The sequence below is a fragment of the Enterobacter sp. Sphag1F genome (assembly GCF_014193275.1).
GTDB lineage: Bacteria > Pseudomonadota > Gammaproteobacteria > Enterobacterales > Enterobacteriaceae > Pantoea > Pantoea symbiotica.
Genome location: NZ_JACHZD010000002.1, coordinates 749916 through 763576 on the forward strand (window position 1 = coordinate 749916; position 13661 = coordinate 763576).

Annotated in this window: 14 protein-coding genes and 3 tRNA genes; 1 reads left to right on the forward strand and 16 read right to left on the reverse strand. The window is 53.3% G+C overall.

Annotated features, from left to right (window positions below; genetic code table 11):
* Nucleotides 1–22: 22 nt before the first annotated feature.
* On the reverse strand, nt 23–1084 hold the full coding sequence (nadA, locus tag FHW71_RS08970) for a quinolinate synthase NadA (RefSeq protein WP_179451554.1): 1062 nt from the start codon (nt 1082–1084) through the stop codon (nt 23–25).
* 135 nt (nt 1085–1219) lie between these two features.
* Nucleotides 1220–1717, reverse strand: a complete 498-nt coding sequence (locus FHW71_RS08975) for a methylated-DNA--[protein]-cysteine S-methyltransferase (protein WP_179451556.1) — start codon at nt 1715–1717, stop codon at nt 1220–1222.
* 158 nt (nt 1718–1875) lie between these two features.
* Here FHW71_RS08975 and FHW71_RS08980 point away from each other — a divergent pair, with 158 nt between their 5' ends.
* Entirely contained in the window at nt 1876–3342 is a 1467-nt protein-coding gene (locus tag FHW71_RS08980; RefSeq protein WP_179451558.1) for an AlkA N-terminal domain-containing protein, read from the forward strand.
* A gap of 365 nt (nt 3343–3707) precedes the next feature.
* Here the strand turns inward: FHW71_RS08980 and FHW71_RS08985 are convergent.
* The 14 genes from FHW71_RS08985 to cydA all read right to left on the reverse strand — a co-directional run bounded on the left by FHW71_RS08985 (nt 3708) and on the right by cydA (nt 13165).
* Nucleotides 3708–3783, reverse strand: a tRNA-Lys gene (locus FHW71_RS08985).
* A 27-nt stretch (nt 3784–3810) separates the two neighbouring features.
* Nucleotides 3811–3886 (reverse strand) — tRNA-Lys (locus tag FHW71_RS08990).
* A 53-nt stretch (nt 3887–3939) separates the two neighbouring features.
* Nucleotides 3940–4015, reverse strand: a tRNA-Lys gene (locus FHW71_RS08995).
* A gap of 166 nt (nt 4016–4181) precedes the next feature.
* The gene (gene cpoB / locus FHW71_RS09000) at nt 4182–4988 is read right to left on the reverse strand and encodes a cell division protein CpoB (RefSeq protein WP_179451560.1); all 807 of its coding nucleotides are present in this window, start codon (nt 4986–4988) and stop codon (nt 4182–4184) included.
* Nucleotides 4989–4997: 9 nt separating this feature from the next.
* On the reverse strand, nt 4998–5513 hold the full coding sequence (gene pal, locus FHW71_RS09005) for a peptidoglycan-associated lipoprotein Pal (protein ID WP_008107396.1): 516 nt from the start codon (nt 5511–5513) through the stop codon (nt 4998–5000).
* Nucleotides 5514–5577: 64 nt separating this feature from the next.
* The gene (gene tolB, locus FHW71_RS09010; protein WP_179451562.1) at nt 5578–6873 is read right to left on the reverse strand and encodes a Tol-Pal system beta propeller repeat protein TolB; all 1296 of its coding nucleotides are present in this window, start codon (nt 6871–6873) and stop codon (nt 5578–5580) included.
* Between the two features lie 116 nt (nt 6874–6989).
* A complete protein-coding gene (tolA, locus tag FHW71_RS09015; RefSeq protein ID WP_179451564.1) occupies nt 6990–8267 on the reverse strand; it encodes a cell envelope integrity protein TolA in 1278 nt (425 codons plus the stop codon).
* A 25-nt stretch (nt 8268–8292) separates the two neighbouring features.
* Nucleotides 8293–8721 (reverse strand): colicin uptake protein TolR, encoded by a 429-nt coding sequence (gene tolR / locus FHW71_RS09020; protein WP_008107389.1) that lies wholly within the window; start codon nt 8719–8721, stop codon nt 8293–8295.
* 13 nt (nt 8722–8734) lie between these two features.
* On the reverse strand, nt 8735–9421 hold the full coding sequence (tolQ, locus tag FHW71_RS09025) for a Tol-Pal system protein TolQ (RefSeq protein ID WP_008107387.1): 687 nt from the start codon (nt 9419–9421) through the stop codon (nt 8735–8737).
* Entirely contained in the window at nt 9418–9822 is a 405-nt protein-coding gene (gene ybgC, locus FHW71_RS09030) for a tol-pal system-associated acyl-CoA thioesterase (protein WP_008107385.1), read from the reverse strand. The genes tolQ and ybgC overlap by 4 nt, the downstream gene beginning before the upstream one ends.
* Nucleotides 9823–10020: 198 nt before the next feature.
* On the reverse strand, nt 10021–10314 hold the full coding sequence (gene ybgE, locus FHW71_RS09035; RefSeq protein WP_179451566.1) for a cyd operon protein YbgE: 294 nt from the start codon (nt 10312–10314) through the stop codon (nt 10021–10023).
* Nucleotides 10314–10427, reverse strand: a complete 114-nt coding sequence (gene cydX / locus FHW71_RS09040) for a cytochrome bd-I oxidase subunit CydX (RefSeq protein ID WP_007890642.1) — start codon at nt 10425–10427, stop codon at nt 10314–10316. Before cydX ends, ybgE begins: the two co-directional genes overlap by 1 nt.
* A gap of 15 nt (nt 10428–10442) precedes the next feature.
* Nucleotides 10443–11582: a cytochrome d ubiquinol oxidase subunit II gene (cydB, locus tag FHW71_RS09045; protein WP_179451568.1), complete on the reverse strand. Its 1140-nt coding sequence runs from the start codon at nt 11580–11582 to the stop codon at nt 10443–10445.
* 11 nt (nt 11583–11593) lie between these two features.
* Nucleotides 11594–13165, reverse strand: coding sequence for a cytochrome ubiquinol oxidase subunit I (gene cydA / locus FHW71_RS09050; RefSeq protein ID WP_154153344.1), 1572 nt, complete (start codon nt 13163–13165; stop codon nt 11594–11596).
* Between the last annotated feature and the right edge of the window lie 496 nt (nt 13166–13661).

Genomic DNA, 13661 nt, shown 5'->3' on the forward strand with positions numbered 1-13661 from the left:
GTGCCTGTGTAACGGGAGCCCGTCATGCATTCCCTTTGATTTTAAGTTTGAGATCTGCAGCAAAGGATAGCATGCGATTAAGCGGGATCAACGCGGCCTCGCGCAGCGCATCATCGACATGAATTTCATGCTCGCTGCCGCCACGTTCCAATCCTTCGGCAATCGCTTTCAGGCCGTTCATTGCCATCCACGGACAGTGCGCACAGCTGCGGCAGGTTGCGCCCTCACCTGCGGTTGGCGCTTCCAGCAACTCTTTGTTCGGCACCGCCTGCTGCATTTTGTAGAAGATGCCGCGATCGGTGGCAACGATCATCTGCGGATGTGGCAAGTTTTGTGCCGCCTGAATCAGCTGGCTGGTGGATCCCACCGCATCGGCCAGATCGACAATCGCCTGCGGCGATTCAGGATGCACCAGCACTGCCGCATCCGGATAGAGCGCCTTCATGCGTTGCAATGCCTGCGTTTTGAATTCGTCATGCACGATACAGGCGCCCTGCCAGCAAAGCACATCTGCGCCGGATTTTTGCGTGACGTAGCGGCCAAGATGGCGATCCGGGGCCCAGATGATTTTCTCGCCGAGACTGTCGAGATGTTCAATCAGCTCAACCGCGATGCTTGAGGTGACGACCCAATCCGCGCGCGCCTTCACCGCCGCCGAGGTGTTGGCATACACCACCACGGTGCGATCGGGATGCTGATCGCAGAAGCGGTTAAACTCCTCAATCGGGCAACCGAGATCGAGCGAGCATTCCGCCTGCAAGGTAGGCATCAACACGGTTTTTTCCGGGCTAAGAATTTTTGCGGTTTCGCCCATAAAACGCACGCCCGCCACCAGCAAGGTTTTAGCGGAATGTGTGCTGCCGAAACGCGCCATTTCCAGTGAGTCCGATACGCAGCCGCCGGTCTCTTCCGCCAGCGCCTGAATTTCAGGATCGGTGTAGTAATGCGCCACCATCACCGCATCACGTTCTTTCAGCAAGCGTTTGATTTTGTTTTTGTAATGGGATTTTTCATCGTCACTGAGACGTACCGGTTTCGGCGGGAAAGGATAGATCGCGCTTTCAGGATCAAACATCAGACTCATGACACGGCTCTCGTTTTCTCAATTTAACAAAATTGCCTGTTACGGCAATGATGCGGCATCAAAACCGCCATCGTGTTTTATATGCTAAACACGATAGCGGAATTGCGCGAGAGTGTCGTCTCTTTTTTGCGCGCTCTATAGCAACAATGCGCTCTTCTGTGGACTTTCCAGCTCCAGCAGGAAAGCTTTAACGCTAAGCCCGCCCGCAAAACCGGTGAGTTTGCCGTTGCTGCCTATTACGCGATGACACGGTGCCATAATCGATAGCGGGTTTTTACCGTTAGCTGCGCCCACGGCGCGCACCGCTTTCGGATTGCCGATCTGCTCAGCGATTTGCAGATAGCTGCGCGTTTCACCAAACGGAATAGTCAGTAACGCTTGCCACACTTTTTTCTGAAACTCGGTGCCGACAGTGTCGTACGGCATATCAAACTGCTGACGTTCACCGGCGAAATATTCGCGCAGTTGGCGTTCAGCCTCACACAGAATCGGATGCTGATCGTTACGGCTAATCGGCTTCAGCGGCACGCGCTGCGCGCCTTCGTTTTCCCACAGAATCGCCGACAATCCCTTATCGGTGGCAACAAGCGTGAGCTCGCCAACGGGCGTTGCGATGATTTTGGCATGATACATGGTGCACCTCCGGCTTAATCTCTGCTGGCGATTATCGCATTTCCGCCGCAGGAAACTGGCTGTTTTCGGTCATCAGCATAAACTGGTTAGCTGTCCGAAAGCAGCGAGTTTTCCTGTTCAGCTTGCGCGACCATGCCGTTTATTTGCCGGAGACGATGATGTTTGATGCTGAAATTGCTTACCAGGCGCTGACGTCGCGCGATAGCCGCTTCGACGGGCTGTTTTTTGTTGGCGTGACATCCACCGGCATCTATTGCCGCCCCATTTGTCCAGTAAAAGCGCCGATGCAGAAGAACTGCCTGTTTTTTAACAGTGCAGAAGCCGCCGAGAAAGCGCACTTCCGCCCCTGTTTACGCTGCCGCCCGGAACTGGCACCCGGCTCTGCGCCGGTGGATAGCCATCACCGCATTGCCGACCGTTTAATTCGCCGCATCGAAGAGGGCATGCTGGAAGAACAAGAGACGCTGGCAGACATCGCTAGCGAGTTTGACCTGAGTGAACGTCAATTACGTCGCGTGGTGCAGCAGGAGCTCGGCGTATCGCCTTTAGAGCTGCGTCAGACACGTCGTATGCTGCTCGCTAAGCAACTTCTTACAGAAACCTCACTCCCGGTAACAGAAATTGCTTATGCCAGCGGCTTTCGCAGTCTGAGGCGTTTTAACGATGTGTTCCAGGCGCGCTATCGCATGACGCCTTCCCGCTTGCGTAAACAGAATCAACCCGACGCCGTGAAGACCACGCAGGAGAGTGCCGAACTGCGCCTGAGTTATCGGCCGCCTTACGATTGGGATGCGATGCTCGATTTCCTGCAACAGCGCGTGATGAAGGAGGTGGAATGGGTGAACGCAGGCATTTATCACCGCACCGTAGCGCTGGGCAACTGCCGCGGCTGGGTGCGCGTGAGCCATCTTGCAGAAAAACAGTCGCTGAAAGTGCAATTTACAACGTCTCTGACGCCGGTGCTGCCCGCTTTGCTACGTCGTCTGCGCGATCTGTTCGACCTGGATGCGCAGCCACAGCGCATAGCAGAGCACCTAAGCCACGATCCCCTTTTAGCCGAAAGCTTGTCGCGCTTTCCGGGTTTACGCGTTCCTGGTGCGTTTGACGGCTTTGAGCTGGGTGTGCGCGCGATACTCGGCCAGCAGGTTACGGTGAAAGCGGCAACCACGTTAAGTAGCCGAATGGCACAGCGCTTTGGTGAGCCGCTGGTAACGCCGTGGCCAGAACTTTCGCGTTTGCCGCCGAATGCGGAGTCGCTGGCGGCGGCGAGCATCGATGATATCGCCAGCCTGGGAATTGTCAGTGCGCGTTCACATGCCATTCAGGCGTTGGCGCAGGCCTGTGCTTCTGGCGCATTGCGCTTTAACGGTGCGGTGAATCCGGACGTGGTTCAGCAGCAGTTACTGGCGCTAAAAGGGATTGGGCCGTGGACCGCAAGCTATATCGCGATGCGCGCACTGCGTTGGCCTGATGCATTTCCCAAAGAAGATATTGCGATTCGTAATAACCTCGGCGGCGTGAGTGCCAAAGTGGCGGAGCAGTTATCGCAGGTTTGGCGACCTTGGCGCAGCTATGCGGTGCTGCATATCTGGAAAAGTCTGACACCGGTTAAGGTAAAAAAGTAGATTGGGTTTAAAAGCTTGCCAACCAGCCGAAAGAACCGGGCGGTTCCGTAAAGTCGCCGTGGATACATCCCTGTAGGCTCTGCCGGCGCATCCATGCGCCGGAAGCTTTACTCCACCGCCCGGTCCTTCCGTCTTCGTTCAGCATGGGTGCGATTATTTAAAGCAACATCGAAGCTTAAGGGCCAGAAAAGGCGGGAGCGGAAGGAGCGAAGCGTCCGAGCCATGGATGGCGAGGCCGATCCACAGGGATGTGAGGTTTCTTCGCGATCCGCCCCGCCTTATCTGGCCGGTGCACCATCTCAAAGCAAATCCAGCTATAGCGTAGAAAAGCAAAAAGGCGCCTTTAGGGCGCCTTTCTACATAACTGGTGGGTCGTGCAGGATTCGAACCTGCGACCAATTGATTAAAAGTCAACTGCTCTACCAACTGAGCTAACGACCCGCTGTGGGGCTTACAACCTTTACTTGATGGTGGGTCGTGCAGGATTCGAACCTGCGACCAATTGATTAAAAGTCAACTGCTCTACCAACTGAGCTAACGACCCATCAAGGTTGTGAAGCTTACTGAAGAAATCATCTCACTTACAACGGGTTGAGATGGTGGGTCGTGCAGGATTCGAACCTGCGACCAATTGATTAAAAGTCAACTGCTCTACCAACTGAGCTAACGACCCATCTTCAGTGCTGCCGATACTTGTTAAGATATGTCCCGGCAACGGCGGCATATATTACTGATTTAGCGGGAGGGCGCAACCCTTATTTTCCACTAAATGTCTCAATTGCTTACCTTTCATGCTGTAAGACCAGAAATCACACGAAATCCGGTCTTTTAAGCACAAATTACAACCCGGCAAGACGTTTTTGCGCCTGCTTAGCAGAATCACTATTTGGGAATTGTTTGATCACTTGCTGGAAGACAGCCTTGGCTTTCGCCGTATCATTCTTCTCTTGCATGATCACGCCAACCTTAAACAGCGCTTCCGGGGCTTTTGGCGATTTCGCGTAATTTTTTACCACAGTGGCAAAATAATAGGCCGAATCGTCTTTTTTACCCTTGATGTAATACAGCTGACCCAGCCAGTAATTGGCATTCGGCTGATAGGTAGAATCAGGATATTTCTTCACCCAAGCCTGCAGGGCAGTAATCGCCTGATCGTACTGCTTCTTCTCCAGAATCAGCGCAACGGCAGCATTGTAATCCGTGTTGGCATCGCCGGTTTGTGCTGGCGCGGCCGCACTGGCGTTATCGCTGCTACCGCTATCAGCCGCTGCGGCACCCGTAGCGCCCGCAGCAGCGGCATCCGCACCACCGCCTGCCTGCGCACCGTTACTGCCGGAGCTGAGGCTGTCGATTTGCTGATAAAGCTGTTTCTGGCGCTCGATCACCTGATTAAGCTGATAGCTGTTTTGCTGGATTTGCCCGCGCAGCGAATCGATATCGCTTTGGTTGTCGCTCATCTGCTGCTGCAATTGCTGCAGAAGCTGAGCCTGGGCATTAGAGATACGTTCAAGAGTGGTGACGCGGTCTTCGACCGAGCCTGAGCCAACGCTACTGATTGACGCCTGGGCATTAGCAGCCCCCAAAGGGGCCGCTAAACCAACCAGTAACGACAGACTCAACAGATGAAGTCTGAAGTTACTCATCATGATATTTTCTTAGTAAACCAGTACGGCACGACGGTTTTTAGCGTAAGCCGCTTCGTCATGACCCAGTACAGCTGGTTTTTCTTTACCGTAAGAAACGATAGACATCTGGTCAGCAGAAACGCCTTTGCCTTGCAGATACATCTTAACGGCGCTTGCACGACGTTCGCCCAGGGCGATGTTGTATTCTGGAGTACCGCGCTCATCCGCGTGACCTTCGATGGTCACTTTGTAAGACGGGTTGCCACGCAGGAATGCCGCGTGCTGATCCAGCATCTGAGCGTAGTCAGAAGCCACGTCATACTTGTCCAGACCGAAGTAAACGATGTTGTTCTGCTGCAGCTGCTGCATCTGCAGGCGCGCTTGCTCGTCAGAAGACATGTTACCGTTCTGACCAGCACCGTAAGCACCGTCGTTAGCGCCCATACCAGTCTGATCGTTGTTGTTGTTTTTGTGTGAGCTACATGCAGCTACTGCGATAACCGGCAGAGCCAGCATCAAACCCTTCAGCACTTTGTTCAGTTGCATTTCTTTATCCTATTATTTTGTTTGCCATACATTTTAATCCCCCGCCGTGCAGGGGATCTATGCATCACAGATACGGCGACCAGGCAGGGAATTTGACCTGTCCATCAGTTGCCGGAAGACGCGCTTTGAAACGCCCGTCGGTTGAAACCAACTGCAACACGGAACCCATCCCCTGAGTAGAGCTATAGATTACCATTGTGCCGTTTGGCGCCAGACTCGGCGTTTCATCCAGGAACGTGTCCGTTATTGTTTGAACGGCTCCCGTTACCAGATCCTGTTTGGCGACATGCTGAGCGCCACCGGCGCTGCTGATCATCACCATAGTTTTACCGTCGGTTGACACATCCGCATCCTGGTTTTGCGCACCTTCCCAGGTAATACGTTGTGGCGCACCGCCGTTGATACCAACTTTATAAATCTGAGGCGCACCGGCCTGATCCGAGGTGTAAGCCAGCGTCTGGCTATCCGGGAACCACGTCGGTTCAGTGCTGTTGTAGCGACCATCCGTCACCTGACGCGTCTGACCAGAAGCCAGATCCATCACGTACAGGTTCAGGCTACCGGTTTTCGACAACGCGAAGGCCAGTTTAGAACCGTCTGGTGAGAAGGCTGGCGCACCGTTGTGACGCGGATAAGAAGCCACCTGACGGATTGCACCGTTAGACAGCGTCTGCACGACCAGCGCAGATTTGCCGCTTTCGAAGGTTACGTAAGCCACCTTGCTGCCATCTGGCGACCAGGCCGGAGACATCAATGGCTGCGGTGAACGGTGAACCACAAACTGGTTGTAGCCATCGTAATCCGACACGCGCAACTCATACGGGAACTGACCACCGTTGGTCTGCACCACATAGGCGATACGAGTACGGAATGCGCCTTTAATGCCGGTCAGCTTCTCGAACACTTCGTCACTGGCAGTGTGCGCTGCATAACGCAGCCACTGCTTAGTCACTTTGTAAGAGTTCTGTGCCAGCACGGTGCCTGGCGCGCCGCCGGTATCCACCAGCTGATAGGCAATTTGATAGCTGCCGTCAGCGTTTGGCGTTACCTGGCCGACCACGACCGCATCAATACCCAATGTGCTCCATGCAGCAGGTTGAACTTCCTGCGCGCTGGCTGGCTGTTGTGGCAGACGAGAACGATCGAGCGGATTGAATTTTCCGCTGTTGCGTAAGTCAGCAGAAACGATCCCGCCGATGTCTTCTGGTGCCGCGCCTGGGCCAGCCCATTGGAACGGAACCACACCAATAGGGCGTGCGGTGTTAACGCCCTGCGTAATTTCAATACGGACTTCTGCATGAAGCATTGCTGCCCACAGCAGTACAAAAAAACCTAAGGTTACACGAAGTGCCTGCTTCATCTTTTCTCCCTTACCTGAACCAAAGGTTCATGATAATTCGCACAGTTCCTGAAAAACACGAGTACTTATAGAGTACGGCGAGCTAACCATAGTTCAACCTGCCGTACGTTACTGCATTATTCTGGTTTGAAACGCATAGGTGCGTTTTTAAACACTTCATACACCGCCTGCGAAGGCGGCTTTGGAATACGCGCCTGCTTCGCGGCAGCGATTGCTGCCTGACACAAGGCTGGATCGCCACCTTCCGATTTAACATCAATTAGCAAACCATCCGGTGCCAGCTTGATGCGCAGGTTGCACTCTTTACCTTTGTACAAATCAGCGTCGTAGAAACGGCTCTGAATCGCGCCGACCACTTGCCCCATGTAATTATTGATATCTGCGCCTGACGCGCCAGCCTTCTTCTGATTGCCCTGCCCTGCTGCGCCACCCGATGCGGTGCCGCTTTTCGGTGCATTCTTACCTGAAGACAAGCCACCTAACAGATCGTCAACGGCGTTTTCATTCTTCGCAGCTTCAGCGGCGGCTTTTTTGGCATCTGCAGCGGCTTTCGCTTTTGCATCGGCTTTGGCCTTCGCAGCTGCATCAGCCTTGGCTTTCGCCTCGGTTGCAGCCTTCTCTTTCGCTTCAGTTGCAGCTTTTTCTTTTGCCTCAGCAGCCGCATGCTCTTTAGCCTCTTTCGCTTCCTGAGCCGCTTTCGCCTTCGCATCGGCAGCAGCCTGAGCTTTGGCTTCAGCATCCGCTTTGGCTTTCGATTCTGCGGCGGCTTTCGCCTGCTGCGCCGCTTTCTCTTTGGCCGCTTCAGCAGCGGCAGCTTTGGCTTCCGCGTCAGCTTTCTTCTTCGCGTCAGCTGCGGCTTGCTTGGCTTCTTCTACCGCTTTAGCTTTGGCGTCAGCAGCCGCTTTTGCTTGCGCATCGGCTTCCGCTTTAGCATCGGCCTTGGCTTTCGCTGCGGCAGCTTCGGCAGTTTTCTGCTGTTCCTGCGCCTGCTTAGCGGCGGCTTCAGCGGCTTTCTGCTGCTCGGCCTGCTGCTTCGCCTGCTCTTTGGCTTCCTGCTGGGCCTGCAAGCGCTCTTTTTCCATCTCTTTCAGGCGCTGCTGCTCAGCAGCTTGTTTCTGCTGTAACTCTTCGGCCTGCTGCTGCGACTGTTTCTGACGCTGCTGCTCGGCGCGCTGACTGTCTCGTTGCTGATTCTGCTGGCGGTTATACTGCTCAACCACGGCGCCTGAATCGACCATCACTGCGTCAATATCACTGCCACCGCCACCGCCGCTGGATTCGATTTTTTCGTTAAACGAGCTCCAAATCAGTAAGGCGATCAGCACGATGTGCAGAATCACCGAAACGATTATTGCGCGTTTTAACTTGTCGTTCTGCTCGGTTGCCTTCGACACACTCGGTTCCCAAAAACGGTTCGCTTTAAATCGGCTGCGTCATCAAACCGACAGATTTCACGCCTGCCTGATGTAACAGGTTCAGCGCCTTGATGATTTCGTCGTAAGGGACGTCTTTCGCACCGCCGATCAGGAAGACCGTTTTCGGATTGGCTTCAATCCGGCGCTGCGCTTCGCTCACCACCTGCTCCGGCGGCAACTGCGTCATACGATCGTGATCCACCACCAGGCTGTACTGGCCAACACCAGACACTTCAACAATCACCGGTGGATTATCATCAGTTGAGACGGTTTTTGAATCTGTCGCATCCGGCAGATCCACTTCCACGCTCTGGGTAATAATCGGCGCGGTTGCCATAAAGATGAGCAGCAACACCAACAGCACGTCCAGCAGTGGAACAATGTTGATTTCCGACTTAAGGTCGCGTTTACCGCGACCACGGGTTCTGGCCATCGTAAACCTCGACTTACTTCGTGTTGTCGTTGGAGAAAGCCTGACGATGCAGGATAGCCGTGAACTCTTCCATGAAGTTGTCGTAGCCCTGTTCCAGCTTGTTAACGCGCTGGTTCAGACGGTTGTACGCCATAACGGCAGGAATGGCCGCAAACAGACCGATTGCGGTGGCGATCAACGCTTCGGCAATACCCGGTGCAACCATCTGCAGCGTGGCCTGTTTTACCGCCCCAAGGGCGATGAAGGCGTGCATGATCCCCCACACCGTACCGAACAGACCGATATACGGGCTGATTGAGCCAACGGTGCCAAGGAAAGGAATGTGAGTTTCCAGCGTTTCCAGTTCACGATTGAAGGAGATACGCATCGCACGACTTGCGCCCTCTACCACGGCTTCTGGCGCATGGTTGTTAGCACGGTGCAAGCGCGCAAACTCTTTGAAACCCGAATAGAAAATTTGCTCAGATCCGCTCAATTCATCGCGGCGTCCCTGGCTTTCCTGATACAGGCGTGACAGCTCAATACCGGACCAGAACTTATCTTCAAAGGCTTCGGCTTCGCGCCCCGCCGCATTCAAAATGCGCGTACGCTGAATAATGATCGCCCATGAGGCAATAGAAAAGCCGATCAAAATCAACATGATAAGTTTGACCAGAAGGCTCGCCTTCAGGAACAAATCAAGAACATTCATGTCAGTCACTGCTTGAACTCCGCGACAATAGACTTGGGAAGCGCAATTGGCTTCATTAGATGTGGGTTGATGCAGGCAATCAGGACTTCTGCTTCATTTAGCACTTTGCCTTCTGCATTCACGATACGCTGCGAGAACGTCATCGTTGCACGCGTCATTGAGGTCACTTCTGTTTGAATTTCCAAAAGATCGTCCAGACGTGCAGCTGCAACAAAATCGATCGTCATGCGTCGTACCACAAAAGCCACCTGCTCTTCCAACAGGACCTGCTGATTGAAATGGTGCTGGCGCAACATTTCGGTACGTGCTCGTTCATAGAAAGCAAGATAACTGGCGTGGTAAACCACACCACCGGCATCAGTGTCTTCGTAATAGACACGAACCGGCCAGCGAAACAGCGTAGTACTCACTCTACATCCCGGTCTCATTTTAAACGTTGCTACTATACGCAAGTGAGATCGGCTTGGGAATGGTCCGCCAGAGCCAGATGAAAATAATTATCACAGGTTAACAACTGGAAGGATTTATAGGATGTTTCTTGACCGGGCGCTGACAAAACCTCACGCCAGCGCCTGAAAATGCAGCGTTTTTAAGTCCTGAACCTGGACTTAATGGTAGAACCAGGAAATTCCTGCCAACAAAATCAACAGCGCGGGCAGAGGTGAGAATAGAGCCTGCCAACGCGTTTGTTGTGGACTGAATCCGGTGCCGTGAATCACGCCGGTACACACAGCCCAAATCAGCAGCAATCCATGCCATATCGCCAAATCACTGGTACGCGCAGCAAAGCGTGAAGGTTGCCAAATAACGCATCCCGCCAGCCACAGTGCCAGAATTAACGAAAGGGCCCGAAGTGGGCCCTTGTCCATCAGACGATACAGCGTCCGAATCAGTGTGCGCATCAGACTTGCTCGTCCTTGGCGCTGCTCTCTTCAACATGCTCCAGCGCCAGCGCCGTGATCACACCGAACGCACAGGCCAGCAAGGTGCCAAGAATCCAGGCAAAATACCACATGCTCAATCTCCTTAATCAGTACAGGGAGTGCGTATTGCTCTCAATGTGTTCTTTGGTGATACGGCCAAACATCTTGTAATAACACCAGGCGGTGTACGCCAGGATAATCGGTACAAAGATGATGGCGGCAATGGTCATCACTTTCAGCGTCAGCAGGCTAGACGTGGCATCCCACATCGTCAGGCTGATGCCTGGCACGGTGCTGGATGGCATGATGAACGGGAACATCGCAATCCCAGCAGTCATGATCACGCAAGCTAAGGTCAGTGAAGAAGAGATAAACGCCAGAGCGCCCTTCTCGATACGCGAAAAAAGAATGGTCAGCAGCGGTAACACCACGCCCAACAGCGGGAACAGCCACAATACTGGCATCTGCTCGAAGTTCACCATCCATGCGCCCGCTTCACGCACCACATCTTTACCCAACGGGTTGGATGCGGCGTGATGATCGATAACGCTTTTCAGCACATAACCATTAATACCGTATTTCACCCACACGCCGGCAAGGATGAAGCACACCATCATCACCAGCGCTGAGATTTGTGCGGTGCTGCGGCTGCGGACGTGCAACTCACCGGCAGTACGCATCTGCAGGTAGGTTGCGCCCTGCGTCAGGATCATCGCCACACTCACTACGCCCGCCAGCAGGCCAAACGGATTTAGCAGCTGGAAGAAGTTGCCGGTATAGAACAGGCGCAGATATTCGTCAGCATGGAACGGCACGCCTTGCAGCAGGTTGCCGAATGCCACGCCAATCACCAGCGGCGGGACAAAGCTGCCGATGAAAATGCCCCAATCCCACATGCCGCGCCAGCGCATATCTTCAATCTTCGAACGGTAATCAAAACCAACCGGACGGAAGAACAGTGAAGCCAGCACCAGAATCATTGCCACATAGAAGCCGGAGAACGCAGCGGCATACACCATTGGCCAGGCGGCGAACAGCGCGCCACCGGCGGTGATCAGCCAAACCTGGTTTCCATCCCAGTGCGGCGCAATGCTGTTAATCATGATGCGACGTTCGGTATCGGTACGACCCAAAATGCGGGTCAGCATACCGACGCCCATATCGAAGCCATCGGTGACCGCAAAACCAATCAGCAACACGCCAATCAGCAGCCACCAGACAAAGCGCAATACTTCGTAATCAAACATGGTCGCTCTCCTTATCCACGCGCCGGCTGAGATGATGTCTTCAGCGTTTCATGATGATAGCGGCCGGTTTTCAGGCTGCTTGGACCGAGGCGCGCGAACTTGAACATCAGGTACATTTCCGCCACGAGGAACAAGGTGTAGAGACCGCAAATCAGCGTCATTGAGAACAACAGATCGCCGACGGTCAATGAGGAGTTAGCGACTGCGGTTGGCAGCACCTCACCAATTGCCCACGGCTGGCGACCATACTCGGCAACGAACCAACCCGCTTCAATCGCAATCCATGGCAATGGAATGCCATACAACGCGGCTTTCAGTAACCAGCGCGACTTGCCGATACGGTTACGAATCACGCTCCAGAAGGAGAGCGCAATGATGCCCAGCATCAACACACCGCCCAGCACCATGATACGGAAGGCGAAGTACAGCGGCGCAACACGTGGGATTGAGTCTTTCGTGGCTTTCTGAATCTGCTCTTCGCTGGCGTTAGCCACATCCGGCGTATAGCGCTTCAGCAGCAGGCCATAACCCAGATCCTTTTTGCTGGCTTCAAACTGGCTGCGCACCGCAGGATCTTTGCTACCACCGCGCAGTTCGTTCAGCAGCGCGTACGCTTTCATGCCGTTACGAATACGCACTTCATGCTGCGCCAGCAGATCTTTCAAACCGGTCACGGGCGTATCGACTGAACGCGTGGCGATTAAACCGAGCAGATACGGAATCTGAATCGCATATTTGTTTTCCTGGGTTTCCTGGTCCGGAATGCCAAACAGCGTAAACGCAGCTGGAGCCGGTTGGGTTTCCCATTCAGCTTCAATTGCCGCCAGCTTGGTTTTCTGGACGTCGCCGATTTCATAACCAGATTCGTCACCCAGCACGATCACCGACAAAATCGCCGCCATACCGAAGCTGGCTGCTATAGCAAAGGAGCGTTTAGCGAAAGCAATATCGCGCCCTTTCAGCAGATACCATGCGCTGATACCAAGGATGAACATCGCACCTGTGGTGTAGCCAGCGGCCACGGTATGCACAAACTTCACCTGCGCAACCGGGTTTAGCACCAGCTCGGAGAAGCTCAGCATCTCCATACGCATGGTTTCAAAATTGAACTCGGAAGCAATCGGGTTTTGCATCCAGCCGTTCGCCACCAGAATCCACAGCGCGGACATGTTGGAACCGAGCGCCACCAGCCAGGTCACAGCAAGGTGTTGCACCTTGCCGAGGCGATCCCAGCCGAAGAAGAACAGGCCAACAAAGGTGGATTCGAGGAAGAACGCCATTAAGCCTTCAATGGCGAGCGGCGCACCGAAGATATCGCCGACGTAATGTGAGTAATATGACCAGTTGGTACCGAACTGGAATTCCATGGTCAGGCCGGTAGCCACGCCAAGCGCAAAGTTGATACCAAACAACTTGCCCCAGAACTTGGTCATATCTTTATAAATTTGTTTCCCCGTCAGGACATATACGGTTTCCATGATCGCCAATAAAAACGCCATACCCAGCGTTAATGGCACGAACAGGAAATGGTACATCGCCGTCAGGGCAAACTGTAAACGCGACAGCTCGACAATATCTAACATGATGACTCCTTGCTCCTCGCATGAACTTCCCCTGCGGATGACAACGGCAAACAACAGACATTGACGCGCAGAATAAGATTCAGGAACGACTGATTATTGATTCCAGTTTTGTTACTGATAGAACAGAGAAAGCTGTTGCCCGAAGAAGGCGAGTAACAGTGATAAAATTCCCTTAAAAACCGATCTTTTCAGTCAATTTTAAGCAGGAGTGGAATGAGGAGGCGGCAGAATTGATATAACAACGCCTGGCACAAACTCCTGAAAAATTATGACGAAGACTGAATTGATGCAGCGCAATTTATACCGGTTAGTCGCTGTTTTGCTAGCGGTAAAGTTTCCTATAACTCGCTATTTATTGATCTGGATTAAGACAATAAATTTCCAGATATGTAGTGTTAAAATGGTTGTTAATTAGATGTCACAACATCATCATATAATTAAGAATATAATTACCTTTTCCGCAATTATTTAACCTCGATCTGGAAAGCTTTGCGCC

What these genes read in the sequence shown, in the direction of transcription:
- cydX (WP_007890642.1), bottom strand. Translation starts at nt 10,427, where the DNA reads ATGTGGTATTTTGCCTGGATTCTTGGCACCTTGCTGGCCTGTGCGTTC.
- cydB (WP_179451568.1), bottom strand. Translation starts at nt 11,582, where the DNA reads ATGTTTGATTACGAAGTATTGCGCTTTGTCTGGTGGCTGCTGATTGGC.
- FHW71_RS08975 (WP_179451556.1), bottom strand. Translation starts at nt 1,717, where the DNA reads ATGTATCATGCCAAAATCATCGCAACGCCCGTTGGCGAGCTCACGCTT.
- pal (WP_008107396.1), bottom strand. Translation starts at nt 5,513, where the DNA reads ATGCAACTGAACAAAGTGCTGAAGGGTTTGATGCTGGCTCTGCCGGTT.
- cpoB (WP_179451560.1), bottom strand. Translation starts at nt 4,988, where the DNA reads ATGATGAGTAACTTCAGACTTCATCTGTTGAGTCTGTCGTTACTGGTT.
- nadA (WP_179451554.1), bottom strand. Translation starts at nt 1,084, where the DNA reads ATGAGTCTGATGTTTGATCCTGAAAGCGCGATCTATCCTTTCCCGCCG.
- ybgE (WP_179451566.1), bottom strand. Translation starts at nt 10,314, where the DNA reads ATGCGCACACTGATTCGGACGCTGTATCGTCTGATGGACAAGGGCCCA.
- cydA (WP_154153344.1), bottom strand. Translation starts at nt 13,165, where the DNA reads ATGTTAGATATTGTCGAGCTGTCGCGTTTACAGTTTGCCCTGACGGCG.
- FHW71_RS08980 (WP_179451558.1), top strand. Translation starts at nt 1,876, where the DNA reads ATGTTTGATGCTGAAATTGCTTACCAGGCGCTGACGTCGCGCGATAGC.
- tolR (WP_008107389.1), bottom strand. Translation starts at nt 8,721, where the DNA reads ATGGCCAGAACCCGTGGTCGCGGTAAACGCGACCTTAAGTCGGAAATC.
- tolB (WP_179451562.1), bottom strand. Translation starts at nt 6,873, where the DNA reads ATGAAGCAGGCACTTCGTGTAACCTTAGGTTTTTTTGTACTGCTGTGG.